The sequence below is a fragment of the Acidobacteriota bacterium genome (assembly GCA_016703965.1).
Taxonomy (GTDB): Bacteria; Acidobacteriota; Blastocatellia; order Pyrinomonadales; family Pyrinomonadaceae; genus OLB17.
In genome coordinates this window covers 1,461,521-1,481,467 of the sequence record JADJBB010000021.1, presented here as the reverse complement: position 1 = coordinate 1,481,467, position 19,947 = coordinate 1,461,521, and the positions used below count along the sequence as shown (strand labels likewise).

The window sequence follows — 19,947 nt, the reverse complement described above, 5'->3', positions numbered from 1 at the left end:
GCCTTCTTTTTAGTGCAAACCAACAGATCATTTAGACACAGAACGAACTGCAAAACAGCATATGAAGAGAATTTTTCGATGGGTCTGGCCAATTAGTATTCGTTGACTATAGCATCGCGGAAATCCACAGAGCTTACGACCGTATCGTAAAGACCGATCTTCAATCCCTTATGCTTGGAGATTCCCGTATATGAAAGACTTGCGTCTTCGTATCGCTTGAATTTATAGACAGCGTCATTCATTAACGAGCTATTGAAAACGTTTAGGCTTACGAGCAATTCAAAATCCTTCGTATCCAAACCAGTAACCTTCTTAAATAGCCCGGGCTCTAACTGCGTGATCACGTCTTTCAAACTATATTCGCGGAAGTCCGTCAGATACATAAAGACGGGAATTCTCGTCGCAAATTTGATCAGCTTTTCCTGAATCTCCTTTCGCTTGCTCTTAAATTCTTTTTCGTCCGCCGAGAGCTGTTTCTTTTCTTTTTCAGTTAGATCTTCTTCGCTGGCTTTTGTTTTTGCCTTCTTTATCGCATCGGATTTGTTGATGATTGTTTCGATATCCTGATTGAGACTTCGGAAACCCTCGATATTCATCAACGCTCGCATCGCGTCTTCATTCGCCATCAGTTTCGCGAGCGTGCCGTTATCTACATTAACTAATAACGCGCTTTCCCAACGTTTGGCCAGCAAAGTCGCGGACGTTCCGCTCATTGCCCAATCGAGGATCGCGGCGGCATCTATTTCTTTCATTGTGCTGCCGTCGTATGCGAGAACTGGCAGAAACTGAATAAACTCGGAAACCTTTGTTTCCGGGTTTGTTTCTTCTACGTCCAGTTTGCAGCTATAGTCTGCGATCTGTCTCAAGGCTCGATCCGGGGCGAAGTCAAAGACATAACATTCCTGTTTTATGATCTCTTCTTTATTCGGAGAGTTTCGGTCGGGATTTTATATTATCCATGGCGACTGAACTCTGAATGCACATTGGAAATATGTTTCCGGACTCTTCGTACTGCGGAGCATGAAGATTCCAGTCCACGGTCTGACCGTTACTCCGGTCGTTAATTTTCCGCAGGTAAGAGTTATTGTCTTGCTTTCGAGCGGTTTGTGCATTGATTCGAGAACCGGGCCGAGAGCATTCAGCCCAATTCCCGCCGAGGTGCCGGCGCAAACATTCACTGTGTATTCGTGATAGAAAGCATTGTTCCGTTTCTCCAACAGATTCTTCATCGCCCAGCACGACGCAACGTTTGGAAGGAACCAGAGAGTGTGGGAAAGAACACTTAATAACGGCGCGTGCGAATATGGCATCGGTGGCTTCTTCGCACCGAGTTTTAGATTATCGAGCGAAGTCGCCATATATTGGCCGCGGATCAGGTCGAGCCAACTCTGGACCTCGTTTTCATACTTAAACTTTGCCGTCTGAAACGAACCTTCAGCAGAGAAGAAGGTATTTAGATCAAACTCGTCAAATTCACCGCCTTTGGCGATCTCAATAATCGAATCAGGTAACTGATAAGTCATCAAAACCATTCGCGGCAACGAAAGATAAGGATTATCTGCTCCGGCCCAAGTTGTCTTTGCCCGCTGTTCGTCTGAATACGTCCAATTGTATATCTGTTCCTCTATAAATTCGCCTGTGCCGATGGCCCGGAACGGAGTGCCGGAAAGATAGAGATAATGGCCGGTTGTGATCGGCAGGATTTCTTCGTCAACGAATTCCTGACCGTCTTTATACTCTGCCTCAACCTCGCCTTCTTCTGATTCGTCCGCGGCGAATAAACCTTTCGCTCCTTCACGCCATGCGCCGAAATGGTATTCGTCAAAGATGACGCAATCCCAGTTTATTTCATGAACCCATTCGTTCTTTGGCTTTATCGCACCGATCTTTGTCTTTCCTAGATAATCCTGAAACGACGCGAAACAAACAAATGGTTTCGATCTGTCTGCATCTTCAAACTTCAAACCATCCCGCGAGATAAATTGCCAGCCCTCAAAATCAACGTGCGATTTTATATCTTCTTCCCAGGCACTTTGAACCGCCGGTTTGAATGTCAAAACCAAAACCTTTTTCCAGCCCATCTTCAACGCAAGCTGATAGGCGGCAAATGTCTTGCCGAAGCGCATTTTCGCGTTCCAGAGAAAATGCGGAACCTTGCCTTTCTCATCTTTGTAGCTTTCAAAGTAATCGACGGCTTTCTGAACCGCTTCGCGCTGTTCCGGACGCATCCCAAAGGTTTGCGTTCGGCTTTCTTCGTTTAATTGATTTGTTTGCAGAGCAATGACGGCAGCCTGAATATCTTTAATCGTACAATCAAACCATTCGCCATCAGGATTTCTAAATCCTTTCTTTCTCAAATAGCGGTGAATATCGTGATCGGTGAACGAAGTTCCGTCTTTCCGCATAGCGGATTCTTCGAAATGAATCTTATACGGTGCGCCGCCCGGCCGCTTGGTCGGATATTGTTGAGCAACGCGCTTTTTTGCATCGCCCGTTGTATATCCAACCTTTAGCAACCCGGAATATTTCGGATGGGTATCCTCGTAGGCATAGATCGTTGGGCTCGACTCTGGGCGTTTTGGGAAGAATTTATTCGGCATTGATATCAAACGTCAAGACGTTACGCTCCGTGTTTCCCTTCATCGAAAAGATAACGCTTATCGGGAGGAATAGAATTGCGAATTACCTCGTTATCGTGCCTGTCACCAACTCTGAACCCGATTCGGACAAGCATATACCATAATCCATTGTTATTAACGCGCTTAATACCTTCAGTCTGCCCGGCTCGAACCTCAATCCCAGGACCAAAATCCAAATCTTTCGGGGGATTAGGAAAATAAATTCGAAGCTCAGCTCCATACTTATCAACATCGCCAAGAAGCATAACGCTCGGATGCTCTGTAGTCACCGTTTCACCACTCCAACTCGTATAATGAGAAAGAAAATTAGCAACGACATGATTTGGAAGCTCTGCGTCAAAACGAGCCCGATCCGAAAGATATCCAAGGGTCCAGAAATAATCGTCGGATGTGGAAGGATGGCTTGAGCGATACTCTGCAAGGATATTGTTATGGATTCGCCCCTTTATTTCCAAGGACTGAGCACCGATCTTTTCTTGCTTCCCATCGTCGTATCGGACAACCATACTACCGTCTGAAATGGAGATTACCTCATATCCCTGATTCCGGTCTCGGAACTGGCCACCTACAAAAAATGGATGTTTCATATTTTAATCGAATAGTTTATTTTCCATCGGTCTTATAATTGAATCAATAAAACTGGCTTCCTCGTCGGATATACCGTATCTAAAATTAAGATCGGCATCCGTCCAGTGTTTCGACATATCAAGCACGGGCACAAATTGATATGCGTTCTTAGTCAAATGATGGGAATACATAAACTGCGATACCAAAAACCGGAAAAAAAGAGTCTTCATGTAACTCACCAGATTCTGAGCCTCAACTTCGGTTTCGTAACTGCCCGTTACAATATATGTTTCGTTACAGATTGTGCCCGGCGGTAAAATGCTAATCTTCGACAATACTCGTCGCCTGCCGTCTTTGTCAGGTTGGCCAGCATGGTCAAATCCTGCATATGAGGTAATGACCTTCCATTTGTCGATAAGTTCGACTCCTACTGTTACGTCTTCCCGCCGATATGGTCCTTCTCCATTTAGCCAATGCAGAATGATATCGCCGTTCTTCTGCGGGCGTGCGGACGTGTCTAGCCCGAAGGGTTTTCTAGAAGTGACTTGACGATCCATCTTCGGCTCATCCTTTGCAAGTACTTTCCGAATTATTGGTATCGATCTACCATCTCTAATAAAGACCTGAAATTCGTTCAAAGGACGAATTGAAGTTTCAATCGAACCGTTGCGTGAGTTGATAACCGTACAATCTCCTTCGTAGTCCTTCTCCCAAAGGAAATAACAAATACCACCGGCGATATCTACGCCAGGAAATACCTCCCTTGCGTCTAGGAAATCGACTATTTTTCGAATCCGTCGGTCCGCAAGCATCTCTGCCCGAAAGCTGTCAAGACCTTTTCCGCCGCCAAACCAGCGGGACGGGATTATCATAACGAGGTTCCTAGGATTCAAGGCCTTGGCCTGAGTCACGAATTCTTGATAAAGCGGGGAAGCGCTGGCCTTAAAACCCCCATCACTTAATTGATAGGGCGGATTGCCGATAATTACGTCAAATTTCATATTGAAAATATCCTCCGGCTTATCGGTGTGAATCAGTTGGTAGGCGTGCGTCTCGAGTTCTTCGCCCCTTTTATATTCACTTTTGCTTGCTCCACAGAATTCGCACTTTTCTCCTTTCCATTTGTGCTCGGTTCTTTCAAAAAGGATGTTCCCTTGTTCATTATCAAACGTGGAGATCGAAAACTCTCCATTTGCGGTTTTTGAGCAGTACAATGAACGGCGAGCGAGCAATCCGGTCAATTCCGTTATCGCGATGCCATAGATTTGGTTATGGAAAATGTGATCGATCCGCTTTTGCAGATCGGGAATCTCTTTTTCAAGCCCTTTCAGCAATCGCTTTGAGATCTCGCGAAGAAAAACTCCCGATTTGCACACCGGATCAAGAAACTTTGCGTCCTTATTCGACCAAAGATCCCCCGGCAGCAGATCGAGCATCTCATTCGCCAGACTCGGCGGTGTAAATACTTCGTCACTGCTCAAATTTGCAAGGCAGCTAAGAACATCAGGATTGTAGGAGGTATTCGATAACATTTTTGTCTTTGCCCGCGTAGCGGGTATCAGCATAAAGCCACGGGTGCAAACCCGTGGAAAGCATCCAAAAATTATCGAGCTATCGTAGATAGCGACAGAGCACCGAAATGAACCCGTTACGATCGCGTCGAATGCTGCGTATGCTATTCGTCTGTCGCCCGTTCACACGGGCTTGATCCGCATTGCCATTTATTCCACGGGTTTACACCCGTGGCTATATGCTTTTGCCCGCTACGCGGGCTAGGAATCAATCAATAACATCTGCGATCTTCAAAAAATGGGTTAAAGGAAACTCGCGTGTCGGTTTTGGGATAAATCCCTCTTCCCCCGTATCTTTGAAAAGCGAATCCATCGGGATTCCAGGAGATAAATGTTCGAATGCAAAATCGCGGCGTTGAACAGAACTGCCATTAACAAGCGACCATTCAGAAAATACTATCGGAACATCGCTGCCCTTGGCAATAGTCATCTCCAAAGCATCGCCAACAACGATATTCTTCTCCAGAATAAAGCGAATTGATCGAATACAATCGGCTTTTACATCTGATCTGAAAATCCGCGAATATCGCTCTGTAAAAATACCAAGCAATCTTTCTCTCGCTTCCTTAACGTTGTCGGGCTGTAGATCAATGCCGTAAATACTGCCGACCGCAAGAACCGAACATCTTTCGAACTCAAGCTGACTCTTCTTATATCTTTCCTCGACAACATCCAGCTTTCGCGTGAGTATCGCCGCGAGGAAATTCCCATGACCACAAGCGGGCTCAAGAAACCGCGAATCGATCCGCTCAGTCTCCTGCTTAACAAGATCAAGCATCGCCTCAACTTCACGGGACGAAGTAAAGACCTCACCGTGATCGGATACGCGTTGCCGTGATTTTACCTGACCTTGCATCATCTAACTATAGTTGATTGTCGCCGTAGTAGAGAGTATTCATTCCGGGAAGAACGGTGAAAAATTTATTAGAACATTAGCACAACTATCGGCGTCTGCAAAAAGCGGTGCATTTGGCATGTGACTGCGTTTCAACGAGGACTCAAAAATTGACTCGCGGCAAACACGAACGGATGCGATCTGGTTGGAAAAGTCGGTCATTTAAACGTTCGACCAATCTCGGAAAGTCCTTTGACCAAACTCACTGTTTTGCCGTTGGTAGAGGTCCAATTCCTTTGACCAATCGGGCGGTTTTGTTTGTGGAGTGTCGGAAAACAGGGCGTTTTTGAGAAAGTGTGAATCGATTCACACTTTTTGAGGTCGATCTTCGTGCGCATGTGTTTTTGCACGAAAATTCCACCCCAAGTTTTTGCGTTTGACTACTCTAATCCGACAAAATCGATGTTCGCCAAATTGGCAGTAGGCGTTATCGATCGGGGAGCAAACCGGTAGCGCTTTGAGCTGACGCCGACTACGTATAGAACTCCGGTCGGGACGTTACTGAATGAGTAGATGCCGAACGAACTCGTCGTTGCGGTTCGCCGGACGCCTTGCGGATCTGTCAGTACGACGACGGCGTTTCGAACGCCCAATCCAGTCGGCGTCGTGACCCTTCCACTGATGCTCACCGTTGACGGAGCAGGCTCGGACTGAAGTTCAAACGCCCCGATATCCGCGCCGTCGCCGCCCGTTGCATTAGCCGGCGAGAGGTCAACTAGCCTGAGAAAACCTGATCCCCGCTGATCCGTAGCCGAAGCAAAACTCATCCCGGCATCGATCGCTTGACTCGCCGGCAGCAGAGCGTGCGTCTGCGTCGGGCCGCCGTAATTTGCGAGCGTAGCGAGGCCGGCCTGGGCGTTGAGCCTGTCGGATGGCTGAGTCAGGAAGCCGTTGCCCGTTCCATTCGTGAGGTTAAATCCCTGAGAGGTGATCGATGCAGGCGTATTTTGAGTACGCAGGTTTGGTTCGGTGTTGTTCGCCACGATCGAGCTTCGGATAGCCGCGGCCGCAGTCAATGCTCCTGAAGACGGGCCGGAAACCAGGATGCCGCCGCCTGAATTTGCGGGAGCGGTATTGTTTGCGATCGTACAGCCGGTTACCTGAAGCGAGGCGTTTCCGTCCACCGCGTTGATCAGCAATCCGGCGCCGGCCGCGATGGCGTTATTCGCTGAATTTCCACTGACAGTCGAATTTGAAATGCTAAGGCTCCCGTCCTGAACGAGCAGGCCGCCGCCCTGTGAAACGGCGGTGTTGCCGCTGATCGTCGAACGGCTGATATTGGCTGCAGCATTGAGAAAAAGATCCCGCCACCCAAGCGGGTCGAGTTTTCACTGATCGTTGAATCATTGATCGTCAACGTGCCGCCGTCACTCAATACGCCGCCGCCATATCCATTGGCACTATTTCCCGAGATCACGCTGCCGGTGATAGTCAGCGGGCCATCGAAATTGTCGATCCCGCCACCGCCGCCGAATGAGCTTGTGCCGGGAACCGTGTTGCCCGAAACAATGCAGTTACTAATGGTTAGGTCGCCGAAATTCTTCTCGATACCGCCACCAAAATCATTATTCGGGGCCCGGCCGTCGCTTATCTTCATTCCGGAGATCGTGACCGTAACTCCAGGCGAAGACCCGCCGATATTGAAGACCCGGACGGCGTTATTGCCAGAAACCGTCAGCAAATTCGGCCCCGGCCCGGTGATTGTAAGATTCTTGAAGATCCGGAGTTCACTCTCCAGAATGATAGTCTGCTGACCAGCAAAAAGCGGCGAGAATCCTACGTTTCCACCCGATACGACATCGTCGATCGCTTGCCGCAAGCTTCCTGCACCGCTGTCGTTTGTGTTTGTGACGAGAACCGTATTCGGAGGAGGTGTCGGGGATGGCGTTGGTGTCGAGGCAGCGATCGTATACGTCGGGCCGGTCGTGAAATTTCCATTCCCCAAGCCAGTTCCGCCGAGCTTGGTTCCAAGGCCGTTGACGATCGTATCATTATCGATCACATCAAGCCGCAGATTTCCGATTCCCGCACCGGTGTTGACCGACACCGTATAGATCGTCCCGCTGCCCGAGACATTTAGAATGCTCGCTCCCGAAATGCCACTTGATGTTAAAGTAAAATCAGTCGCATCAACGCCCGTGACGGCCGTGTTAAAAAAAACACTGTAACCGACCGTACTTCCAGGAGTTGTGGGATTCGGACTCGTTCGCTGGAGCAGGTCGACCCGAGGGATGGTCGGCTCGAACCTCAACGTGTAATCACCGAGGCCGCCCGGAGCGTTTGAACCGGCAACGATCGTATAATCGCCGTTTGCTGGTATCGCGAAACCCGTGATCCGCCGGCTGCCGTTGCCCGGATCAGTACCGGTCGCGACGACCGTACCGCCCGGATAACTGCCCTGCACGAGCCGCAAACTCGGCACAAAGGCTGCCGAAGCCATGACGATCTCGATCTGCTGTCCGGCGATCCCGGTGAATGTATATCCGTCGTAAAGAGCCGTGTTCGCATCGATACAATCGCCGTTTTCGAGAACCCCGTTAAGGAAATCACCAAACCCGATCGGCACCGCACCGCAAACGAAAGAGCTCCGGGTATCAGGTGAACTGACTCCGGAGCTGTGAATAACATCTCTACCCGAAAACAGGCTCGCCGCCAAGACTGCCACGAACAAAGCTAGGTTAAGAAATTGACGCATGCGGTACTTCTTTTTGTGCTATCAATTCCTATTGTACAACAACCTGCCTTACTCCAAACCTAGCAGATCGAGGCCGGTAATATTGCCGGTTGGCGTAACACTCTGCGGGGCGAACCGGTAGCGCTTGGACGAAACCGTCAGGAAATAAGTCTGGCCTGACGCAACATTCGAGAATGTGTAGATCCCGAATCCGCTGGTCGTAGCGAGGGCAACTCGATTACCTTGGGCATCATTCAGGAAAACACGCGTGTTCGAGATCGCACTTCCCGATGGCCGACGGACCACACCGCTGATCGTCACCGTCGCGGGTGGTGGTTCAGTCTGCAGTTCGAAGGCTCCGATATCAGCACCGTCACCGCCCGGAGCGTTTGGCCCAAGCAGATCGATGACACGCAGGAATCCGGGGCCACGTTGGTCGTTGAACGAACCCGAGCTATTACCACCGTCGATCGCGGGGCTTCCTGCCAGTAGCGAATGTGTCGGCGTCGTGCCGCCGTTGTTTTGCAGCGGAGCAAGGAGTGGATTTGTGTTTACCTGATCGGCAATGCCGTTCAGAAATCCGCCGCCGCTATCGCTCGAAAGGTTGTAGCCTTGCGAGGTATAGACATTCGTTCCACCCAACAAACCCGTCGCGAGGTTGGTTGGCGTGTTGTTCGCAAGTATCGTGTTGCGAAGCCTCGTGGTGGATGTATTTCCCGTCGGCGCGGATGTCAGAATCCCACCGCCGAGATTTGTTGCCGTATTGTTGGCGATCGTACTGTTCGTGATCTCGACAATGCTGTTCGTACCCGATCCCTGATTGAGAATAGCTCCGCCGAAACCACCGCCGTTGTTGCCACTGAACGTGCTATTAATGATCCGCAGGGTTGTTCCGGAGTTAGCTTCGTAATTTATCGCACCCGCCTGAGAATCGGCCGTGTTGTTGCTGAACGTACAACCGCTAAACACACCATTCCTGCTGAACAGAAAAACCGCCCCTCCGCCAAGCCCGGCTCGATTATTGGTAAAATGCACGTCCGTTAAATTGAGTTCGCGCTCGCTATTAATTCCGCCGCCAAAACCAGCCGGATTTCCGCCGATCGCATTACCGCCCGTGATCGTCATGCCACTGATATTCACAACGCCCGGTCCCGAAGTGATGGTGAACACCCTAGTCGCATTGTTTCCGGAAACGGTCAAGAGATTCGCCCCCGTCCCACTGATCGTTACAGCTTTATTGATTACCAATGTTCCGCTCGTTAGCGTGATCGTTTGCGGGGCATCGGGCTCATTTATCTGTTCCGGCCCGCTGAACAAGGACGAAAACGCGATCGTCCCGCCCGAAGCCACATCAGCGATCGCCTGCCGCAAACTGCCTGGGCCGCTGTCATTCGTGTTCGTCACAACGACATTCGTCGGAGCAGGTGTTGGCGTCGGTGTGATCGACGGCGTCGGCGTCGGCGTCGGCGTCGGTGTAGGTGTCGGCGTTGCCGACGGTTCATTCTGCTCTTCGTACGCTCCGATGTCCGAACCGTCGCCGCCGACTGCGTTTCCAATTGCAACCAGATCACGTGGACGAGTCAGCCCTCGCTGATCGGTTGTCACTCCGGAACCTGAATTGCTTCCCTTATCGATCGCCGGACTGCCCGCGAGCAGCGCATGAGTCTGCGTCGGGCCGCCGTTGTTTGCGAGCGGGCCGAGGAGCGGATTGGTATTGAACTGGTCGGTTGACTGGTTGAGAAATGCATTCGTCGGGTCGTTAGTCAGGTTGAAACCCTGCGAGGTTATCGTCGCGGTTCCACCTCCTTCCACGAACGTTCGTAGATTGGGAGAGCTGTTGCCCGCAATAATACTATTTCGGAGCAATATGGTTGCTGGAGCCCCAGGAGTTCCCGAACCAACAAAAACTCCGCCTCCCGTGCTTGCCGTACCCGATATGTTGTTGGCAATCGTAGAATTGGAAATTTGAAGCGTACGGCTGTTGCCGTCGCCCTGAAAATATACACCCGCTCCTGCAAGATTAAGACTATTCGCCGTGTTGCCGCTGATGGTGGAGTTGGTAATCGTGCTGTTTCCCTGCTGAAAATTTACGCCGCCGCCCGAAAAGGTCGCCGTATTTCCCGTGATCGTACTTCCAATAACATTCACGGTACCCGCGCTCGCAATACCGCCGCCGTTCGCGGCTGTATTTCCGGAGATTGTGCAATTGGTCACCGATAGCGACACACTGGTATCGATCCCGCCGCTGAAACCGGTCGCAGTATTGTTAGTGACCGCACAATTCGATAGATTCAGTGTGCCGAAAGCCCGGATTCCGCCCCCGTCGCCGTTTACTGACCCGTTTGTTATTGTCAGACCGCTTATCGACACCGAGGTACCGCCATCTGTCTCAAAAACACGTCTGGCATTGCTGCCGGAGACTGAAATAACACTGAGCCCCGGTCCGTTTATCGTTACGCTGTCCGTTATCGAAAGTTGATCGCTCGTCAGCGTGATCGTGCCAGTTAATCCCGCGTTGAAATTGATCGTATCGGCGGCGGGGCTGTTGGCGTTGGCGTTGAGGATCGCCTGCCGCAGGCTGCCAGGGCCTGAATCGTTAAGAGTGGTCACCGTAAATGTAGTGGGCACAACGAAAGGTGAGGTTTCGATGCTTGTATAGGTCACCGTAGAGCGGTTGGTGAATGTCACTACACCCGCACCGGGAGAACTTGGTGTAAACGATTGCCCGGTTACTCCGGCTAGATTTACGGTCAGTGTGTCGCCCGGTTGTGTTGGCAACACGGGGCTGCCGCCATCAATGTTGATGGCAATGTTCGACTGCGGTGTGACGTTTATCGTGTCGTCAGCCGCTCCACCCGTAATATCAACCGCTTCGATGCCGGAGGTAGCCATCGAACCGCCGATGAAATTCCGATATGTAGTCGTGACGCCATTGATAGTCGCGAGCAGGAAGCCTGAACCGTCGACTGCGAGCGTGATAGTGTCTCCAGCCGCCGTGCCGGGCATCAGTATCCGGTCATCCAGAGAAGTTCCGGCACCGGCTCCAATATTGTCGGCACCGCCATTCCCGATAAATGTGTCGTTTCCGGCCCCGCCGTCGAAGGTATCATTGCCTCCACCACCAACCAATGCGTCGTCGCCGTCGTTTCCATTTATCTCGATCGAACCAAGTCCCGCGACCGTCGCCGCGGCATTGATCTGATCGTTTCCTTCCTGCCCATTGAGGGCCAAGATATACGACCCTGATCTTGCAAGCGCAGTGACGACGTCATTATCCTCGTTACCATTAAAGGTTAAGCCAGACAACGCCGCCGGCGTATTTGTGTAGTTCACGGTAATCGTGTCTACAAGATCACCGCCCGCAGTGCCGTCTCCGCCATTGATAAAGACCTTCGTCTTGTTATCGAAATCGATCGGTTCAAAGGCATCGACCGCAACCCGCAAACGCGGCGACGCGGATGCATTCGTGACCGCGATCGTGTTTGCAGCGTCGGTCGCGTTCACGGTGAAATTATTGACAGCCACAGTGTCAACGATTGGAGCAAGTCCTGTAAACCTAATATCGACCGGATTCGCGCCCGTAAACCGGACCAACCCGTCGCCGTTGTTGCCGGCTCCACCACCGATCGGAGGTGTGGTCGTGCCGACGAAATATGTCTCGTTAAAGCCCGGTCCGCCGCCGCCGAGCAGATTCATGTTATCGCCGGATTGCCCGCCGCCGTTGAAATCAATACCGCCCGATGGAGCAAACAGGCCGCCCGCCTGATTGTTAATGGTAAACGTATCATTCCCTCCAAGACCATTAAGGGTAAGCTGCGTGACGCCCGCCATTGGCACCAGAGAGCCGCCATTGAGTGAATAGCTGCCGGTGTTCGGTCCTGTCGCATTGATCACAAGTGTGTCGTCGCCATTAGTTCCATCCACAACGATCGCAGACGGTGCGGGTTCGCTTTGTTCCTCGTAAGCTCCAATATCACTGCCGTCCGGGCTTGCTCCGTTTGGAACTGCGACCAGATCACGGGGACGCGTCAGTCCACGCTGATCCGTCGTCACACCTGAACTTGCGTTACTCCCTTTATCGATTGCGGGGCTGCCCGCGAGCAAGGCATGAGTCTGCGTCGGGCCGCCGTTGTTTGCGAGCGGGCCGAGGAGGGGGGTGAGCACCGAGGCTCCCGTACCACTTTGGTCACCAGTTCCACTAAAAGTCACACTGCCGCGATTACCAATAAGATTGAAACCATTGGAAGTGATCGCTCCGCCGCCTGCAACGTCAGGTAGTGATGTGTTGTTTTGATTACCTGCGATGATGCTGTTGCGGATCGTTGCCGTGGCCGCTGGCGTTTGTGAGTCGACAAAGACACCGCTCGAGCTGTTTGCTCCTCCCGCAGAGTTGTTAGTAATAGTACTGTTCAAGATGGTGAGGGCCGCGCCGTTGTCCGCTCTGATCCCGCCGCCATTTCGATTATTGTTTGGGGTTGAGTTGCCGCTTATCGTTGAACTCACAACGGAAAGCGATCCGCCGCGCACGGCTACCCCGCCGCTCGAGCTGCCGGAGAAACCCTGCGTACTATTAGACAAAATGGCCGAGTTGATAATAGATATCGTTCCGTCGAGACCAAAGATAGCGCCTCCAGCGAACCCAGCACTATTATTGAACATCGTTGAATTGGTTAATGTCAGCGTTCCGGAAGTATTGATCGTACCAGCCCCGACCGAGGCATTTCCAGTTAGAATTGCTCCGGTAATGTTCAAGTTCCCGTCATTAAAGATCGCTCCGCCAGCACCGCTAATAAGGGCTGCGACTCCATTTCCTGCGGACATTGTGAGGGCACTGATACTAACGGTCGTGCCAGCATTTATCGTAAATATCCGGCTCGCGTTATTGCCGCTTACGTTAATAACACTTGCTCCCGGCCCATTTATGGTCACACTATCAGTGATGACAAATTCACCACTTGCCAGCGTTATCGTCCCCGTCAAACCCGCCTGAAAATTGATCGTGTCAGCTTGCCCGGTATTGGCGTTGGCTGCCGTGATCGCTTCCCGCAACGTGCAGTTAGCACCATTGCAGATTCCGTCGCCGGGATCGGAAAGCGAGTTTACAACGAATGTCTGAGGCGCAGGGATATTCACCGTGAACGTCCCGATCGTTCCCGCTGCCACGAAGTTGCCCGACGTGTCGGCGACCTGATTGGCCTGCATGACGATGTTGTAGTCGCCGTTCTTCGCAGGTGTCCAGCCACCGGGCACGGGAAATGGATAGTTGGCGGTTCGCGGCGTTCCGTTACCGCCAGGGTTAACGTTCTGAAAATCAGTGGGCACATCAAAACCATTCGGCCCCGTGATCCTTATATCGCCGATCCCGACAGTACTCGCATTGATCGCGACGTTGTCTGTGTAAACGACTGTGGCGGTGTGCGAGGTTGCACCGGCAGTTGTGACAGGTGGAGCTGTTCCACTCGCGGTCGGAACCGTCGTGTCGGCCACTTGTTGCGATAGCGTAAGCGTATATGCTCCGGTCTCGCCAACCGCGAAGGAGTTTGCGAGGATCGTGTATGTTCCACTGACCGGAAGGCTGAAAAATCCGGATGTTGCCGGAATTCTAGCATTCGTACCGCCACCGCCATCATTATCCTGAACCAGCGTCGTTCCGCCGGGATAGTTGCCTTGAACCAAAAACAGAAATGCGTTGAATGCACCTGAGTTCATCGAGATCGCGATCTGCTGACCCGCAGTTCCGGTGAAGGTATAGGCATCGTAATACGAGCCATCCGTGTAATGGCAGTCGCCGATCTGCAGCGTCCCGTTTGCCGTACCTCCAACCGCGATCGGCGTCGCTGACACCGAACAGGATGGAATAGTCGCCGACTCAAATGCCCCGATGTCCGTGCCGTCTCCGCCAGACGCATTCTGGATGCCCAAATCTACTATTCTCGCGAATCCCGCTCCGCGCTGATCGGTCGTCGGAAGCGGGCTGCCCGAGTTACTTCCCCTGTCAATTGCGGGACTGCCGCCGAGCAATGCATGCGTCTGCGTCGGCCCGCCGTTGCTTGCGAGCGCTCCAAGGCCTGGATTGAGCACGGCTGCTTCGGTGCCCGCTTGGTCTCCCGTCTGAATAAAGACCGTTACCGTACCTCGATTGCCGATGAGATTGTACCCACTCGACGCAAAACTGCCGCCGAAGGTGCCTACATCAGGCACGGTCGAATTGTTAACATTTGCAGCCACGATACTGTTGCGGACTGTGGGTTGAGACCCACTCGCAAGAATGCCGCCAGCATTATTTAATCCCGTTGCCGTATTATTGGTAATGGCAGTGTTGACGATCGTCGCGGAAGAAAAACTGTTAAGGCCGCCCGCGGAGGCATTTCCGCTTGCTACATTTCCGCTGATCGTTGAATTTGTAACGGTCAACGTTTGGCTGCTAGCGTAAATTCCTGCCGTTCCGCTAGATGAACTGTTATTGGAAATTGTGCTGCCGATCACCGCCAGCGACGTACCGGGACCGCTACTGGCAAGAATACCGCCTCCATTACTTGCGCTATTGCTGGTGACGTTGCAATTCGTCAAGGTTACTTGTCCCGCAAAACTAAGAAGTCCACCACCGGCTCCGCTGTTCGTTGTCCCGGCTCCATTCCCGCCGGTAATCGTCATTCCGCTCAACGCTGCTGTAACCCCATTTACGAAAAACACCCGGCTAGTACCGCCGCCGGATACTGTCAAGAGATTTGCCCCTGGCCCGCTAATGGTAAGGTTCTTGTTGATCGTAAGTTCGGTCCCGCCAAGCGTGATCGTTTGAGCCGAATTGAACAGCGGCGAAAAAGTGATCGTATCGCCCGATGTCGCGGCGGCGATCGCCTCGCGCAAACTGCAGTCGGCATTGCACACACCGTCGTTCGTGTCGGCGGTCTTGGTGACGGTTAGCGTGCTGACAACTGTAAAGTTCAGCGACCAGCCGCTGCCGATACTGCCAGCGTCGGTTCCGGCGTCGTCGACGACATAGAGTTTCCAAATGCCGTTCGCATTGAGTCCGTTGAAGACATCCAGATTAGCCGGAGCGTTTACCAGTGCTCCGGGCCCCGCCCCCGGAAAGGTATCGGTCGTGCTGTCTGTCGCGTGATTTGTCGGAAGATAGGTGCCGGACGTAATTAAGGCTGCGTCAGGCAATGCTGCTGCAGCCGTCTGGGAAAAGCTCAAGATCAAACCGCTCACATCCACGCCGGCACCGGCGTCGGACATCAGCATCGAGCGAGCTCCCGTCGGCCCCTCGAGAATGATATCGACATCGTCAGGGAACGTATGTGTCAGACCGCCGAGATCGACGGTCACCTTGGTCGGATTAGCCGTGAGCCCGCTGACCGTGATCTGCGAAGGATACGGAGACGCGATCGTCGGCGGCGTCGCGCTGTCATTGATCGTTATAGTGCTGATGTTACCGAATTGAATGATCGCATCCGGCCGTTCCTGCCCTTGATCCTGACCAGAAACCTGAAACGCCGAAACGAGCTCGGATCGCCAAAGTGACGATCCCACAACGATCCCGCTGATAAGCAAAAAGCTAACAGCCAAGCGAATAGTCTTATTTGAAGAAAAGGTGGTATATTTTCTCGACATAGCGACCTCAGGTTTAATGATCAGCACAACATACGTAACAAGCCGGTAATCGGGATTCCGCGAAGCATCGAATCTAATTAAATGAAAATTAAGGGATTATCTCACAAAAACGTCAAACCCGTGAACAAATTTACCTACTCGGTTATTTCATTGATTTTAACCAACTAAAAGCGGACAATCGGTATCTAACATCTCAGGCAATAAAAGATTATGAAAATGTTTTTCTTCCGAAATTCACGCGTCGTCGTCTCGCTTCTAGTTGGCATTGTGCTGCTCGTTCAGGGCACCGGCTCGACCGCCCTTGCTCAATCGAAACCGCAGAAGGGCACGCCGCCGACCGAAAGCGGGAAGAAGAATCAGCGCCCCGTCCCGATGACCGAGGAAGAGAAGAAAAAAGCTGAGGAAGAAAAAAAGCGGCTCGAGGAAGAAAAGAACGCGATCATCGACACGACCGTTGAAAAGATCGAGTCCAACATCGTCAATGTTGATGCTGTTGTCATCAATAAGAAATCCGGCCAGATCATCAGCGGTTTGAAGAAAGAAAACTTTGCGATCTTTGAAAACGGCGTCAAACAGACTCTTTCGAACTTCGCGACGCCGGAAGCCCCGATCACGGTTTCGCTCGTCGTTGAATACAGCAAATGGTCCGAACTTTTCGGTTCGGCTGCCGGCGGTTATTTTGAACCGGGAGCAAACGAGGTCATCAAACCCGTCGCCTATTTTCTCTCACGATTCATCAAGCCGCCCAATGATTACGCTTCGGTCATTGCATTTGACCTGCGGCCGACACCTATCACTGATTTTACAAACGATCCGCGAAGGCTTAGTCAGACGGTTGATCTCCTCTTTAGAAACCGTCCCGCATTTCGCGAGAATAATCTCTTTGACGCCTTGAAATTTGCCTTGATCGGCGGGCTAGGCGATTCTGTCGTTTTGGAAAATTCCGAAAAGGAAAAAGCAATGTACGGCGGTATCACCGAGGTGAAATCAAAACGCCGTGCGATCATTCTCGTCGCCTCCGGCATCGATACGTTCAGCAAGATCAATTACGATCAGGTCCGCCGTATTATCCAGGAAGCAGGAGTGCCGATCTACATCATCAGCACCGGAAATCTCTTTTATAAACGATACGAACAATACCTCGGTGCAACCGACAGCCTCACGGGAATGCCGGGACGCTTGACGTTCCTCCAGGCCCAGAACACGATGAACACTTTCGCCAAGGAATCAGGCGGAATGCATTACCCGATGACCTTCGAAGGCGAAATTCCCGGATACCTCAATTCGATAAACTCATTGCTACGCAGCCAATATTCGCTTTCCTACGACCTACCTGAAAAACACGAACCCGGCAAGAAATACAAACTTGAGGTCAAGGTCGATGTCGACGGCGACGGAACTTTCGATGACAAGGCATTTACTGTCCAGCATCGCCCATTTGTCTTGATGCCCAAAGACAATCCGAAAGACGCAAAGAAAAAGTAATCGAAGAACTTTTGCCCGCAAATAAAGCGAATAAAACGAATAAGAGTAGATCCAATTCGTTTTATTCGCCTTATTTGCGGACGATTCTTTGTTTTCTGTTAAACTAGAAATTTAAGTCAAGTATGAGCAAACGCATTATCGAAAGTTACAAAAAGAAACTCGCCGCGGAAGAAGGCTATATAGTCTCGCAGCGTGCCGGGCTTCGCATCGCGCTTTGCTACCCAAATACGCATTCCATCGGCATGGCCAATCTCGGCCTGCATACAATGTATGAGTTGTTCAACTCGATACCGGACGTCGTCTGCGAGCGGGTTTTCCTGCCCGATAAGGCCGAAATGGCGGAGTACGAAAAGACTGGCACGCCGCTGATGTCCCTCGAAACTCAGTCGCGGGTCAAAAGCTTTGATGTAGTAGCATTTTCGATCTCGTTCGAGACCGATTACCTAAACATGGCAAAAATGCTGCAGCTCGCCGACATCCCCGTTTGGTCAGCGGAACGCGAAGAGCATCATCCTCTCGTCATCATGGGAGGCGCCGCGTCGTTCCTGAATCCTGAACCAATCGCCGATTTCACAGACGTTATAGCGGTCGGAGAAGGTGAGATCCTTGCGTTTCAACTGGTCGATGCGATCGTAGATAACGTTTCGAAGGACGAGATCCTGCTCAGCCTCGCGAGAATCGGACGCGGTTTCTACGTCCCATCGCTCTATGACGTGATCTACAACGACGACGGCACCGTTTTCGACTATCTGCCGAAACAGATCGGCGTTCCCAAACGCGTCGGTCGTGCACTCGCTTCCGTTAACCCCAAAGAAGGAACTCTGCGGCGTGCTCTCAAACGCGGCGAAACCGAGCTAGCCGAATTCCTTCTGAGTCAGGACACATTCTGCCCTTCGACCGCGATATGGTCGCCAGGAGCAGAAATGGGCGACCGTTTGCTCGTCGAGATCTCACGCGGATGCTCACAGGGTTGCCGTTTTTGCTGGGCGGGTTACAACTACTATCCACCGCGCGTCGTTCCGGCAAAAGACATTTTGGAGAAAGCGAGAGAGTGGCGTTCGAAGACGAACAAGATCGGGCTTGTTTCCACCGCAGTTTGCGATCATCCTGAGATCTCGACCATCCTGCGGGAACTACGGGCGATGGATTACCGCATCTCGGTTTCGAGCCTTCGACTTGATCAAATCTCGGACGAATTGCTCGACGCACTCGTCGAATCTCGTGACCAACAGATCGCCGTCGCTCCGGAGACCGGCTCGGACCGGCTGCGCCGCGTGATCAACAAGAATTTGACCAACGACGAGATAGTCGATATCTGCGGAGCGGTTTTTGACCGTGGAATGCTCACCATCAAGCTCTACATGATGGTTGGCCTTCCGACCGAAACCGACGAAGATCTCGACGAAATGTTTGTTCTTGTTGAGAGAATTAAAGACCGCATGCTCGAAGCAGGAAAGAAGTTTGGCCGTGCGGGAAAGATCATTCCGTCGCTTAACGGCTTCGTCCCGAAACCAAATACGCCGTTGCAGTGGGACGCGATCTGCGAGGAACGCGAACTGAAACGGCGGATTAAGTATGTATCGAAAGGTTTGAGTAAGATACCGAATGTCGAGGTCCGATATATGTCGGCCCGCATCGCTCACGAACAGGCTCTGTATTCGTCCGGCGACCGCAATATTTCCAAGGTGATTGATGCCGCAGCTCGTCACGGAGATCTGAACCGGGCTTTACGTGAGACGAATACCGATCCGGCGTTTCACACCTCACGGAACCGCACATACGAAGAATTCCTGCCGTGGACGATCGTTGATTCGGGGTTGTCGTTTGAATTCTTAAAGACCGAGCATGAAAAGGCTCTCGAGTCACTCTCAAGCCTTCCATGCCCGGCCGTTGAAAAATGTACTACGTGTGGTGTCTGTCCTAGCACTTGGCTCGCTGACGCTCCCGAGGGGCTGATCCAGATCCAGCCGCTAAAGATCAGGCAGGCGTTGGGAGTAGCGGCCTTAGCTCGCTAAGCGGCGAAGGAGGCCGCGTTAAGGCGGAACTCCGAGCCTATTTTGCTCCTGTTTTGGCCTCGGTTTTTGTTGCTTCGAGCAGGAATCCGCTCGGCGTCGCCGTGTGGTCAAAAACAAAGATATAATTGTAAATGCCGAACGGAAGAATACCGACTTCCTTTGAATAGGCTACGCGTGCTGTCACGGCAGCACCAGCCTGTTTAACATCTAGGATCGCGTTCTCAGGAACGTGATTTACGATCAGGGCACGCTGTATCCTCGCCTTAACATTGTCCACCGGGCTTAGTTTCCCGGGCGTTGCCAGGCCCTGCAGAACAGCGGTCGACATCTCGCTTTTCACGCTTTCGGCTTCGTAGGCGATGGGTACGTAGTTGTATCCTGCATTTGCAACAAGCAGGATGATGACCATCGTAATGGCGAATTTCGTTCCGGCACTTCCGCGCTCGGACTCACGGTCTCTGATCTTTTCGTTCATTTCTGTAGCTCC

At 51.8% G+C, this 19,947-nt stretch carries 9 protein-coding genes and 1 pseudogene; 2 read left to right on the top strand and 8 right to left on the bottom strand.

Annotated elements, in window-relative coordinates:
• Positions 1 to 92: 92 nt before the first annotated feature.
• From IPG22_13805 to IPG22_13775, 7 genes and pseudogenes are all read right to left on the bottom strand, one after another.
• A pseudogene (locus tag IPG22_13805) lies at positions 93 to 2,600 on the bottom strand (GIY-YIG nuclease family protein).
• 20 nt (positions 2,601 to 2,620) lie between these two features.
• Complete coding sequence (locus tag IPG22_13800; GenBank protein ID MBK6589361.1) at positions 2,621 to 3,226, bottom strand: hypothetical protein; 606 nt, start codon at positions 3,224 to 3,226, stop codon at positions 2,621 to 2,623.
• 3 nt (positions 3,227 to 3,229) lie between these two features.
• Entirely contained in the window at positions 3,230 to 4,738 is a 1,509-nt protein-coding gene (locus IPG22_13795) for an Eco57I restriction-modification methylase domain-containing protein (protein MBK6589360.1), read from the bottom strand.
• Between the two features lie 247 nt (positions 4,739 to 4,985).
• Positions 4,986 to 5,633: an SAM-dependent DNA methyltransferase gene (locus IPG22_13790; protein MBK6589359.1), complete on the bottom strand. Its 648-nt coding sequence runs from the start codon at positions 5,631 to 5,633 to the stop codon at positions 4,986 to 4,988.
• Between the two features lie 419 nt (positions 5,634 to 6,052).
• Positions 6,053 to 6,811, bottom strand: a complete 759-nt coding sequence (locus tag IPG22_13785; GenBank protein ID MBK6589358.1) for a carboxypeptidase regulatory-like domain-containing protein — start codon at positions 6,809 to 6,811, stop codon at positions 6,053 to 6,055.
• Positions 6,805 to 8,367 carry a hypothetical protein gene (locus IPG22_13780; protein ID MBK6589357.1) on the bottom strand — a complete coding sequence of 521 codons (1,563 nt, stop codon included), beginning with the start codon at positions 8,365 to 8,367 and terminating at the stop codon, positions 6,805 to 6,807. The genes IPG22_13785 and IPG22_13780 overlap by 7 nt, the downstream gene beginning before the upstream one ends.
• Positions 8,368 to 8,415: 48 nt before the next feature.
• Positions 8,416 to 15,960 (bottom strand): CSLREA domain-containing protein, encoded by a 7,545-nt coding sequence (locus IPG22_13775; protein ID MBK6589356.1) that lies wholly within the window; start codon positions 15,958 to 15,960, stop codon positions 8,416 to 8,418.
• A gap of 210 nt (positions 15,961 to 16,170) precedes the next feature.
• Between IPG22_13775 and IPG22_13770 the strand changes: the two genes are divergently transcribed.
• A complete protein-coding gene (locus tag IPG22_13770; GenBank protein ID MBK6589355.1) occupies positions 16,171 to 17,445 on the top strand; it encodes a VWA domain-containing protein in 1,275 nt (424 codons plus the stop codon).
• A gap of 122 nt (positions 17,446 to 17,567) precedes the next feature.
• The gene (locus IPG22_13765; protein ID MBK6589354.1) at positions 17,568 to 19,460 is read left to right on the top strand and encodes a radical SAM protein; all 1,893 of its coding nucleotides are present in this window, start codon (positions 17,568 to 17,570) and stop codon (positions 19,458 to 19,460) included.
• Between the two features lie 37 nt (positions 19,461 to 19,497).
• Here the strand turns inward: IPG22_13765 and IPG22_13760 are convergent, their stop codons facing one another.
• On the bottom strand, positions 19,498 to 19,935 hold the full coding sequence (locus tag IPG22_13760; protein MBK6589353.1) for a hypothetical protein: 438 nt from the start codon (positions 19,933 to 19,935) through the stop codon (positions 19,498 to 19,500).
• Between the last annotated feature and the right edge of the window lie 12 nt (positions 19,936 to 19,947).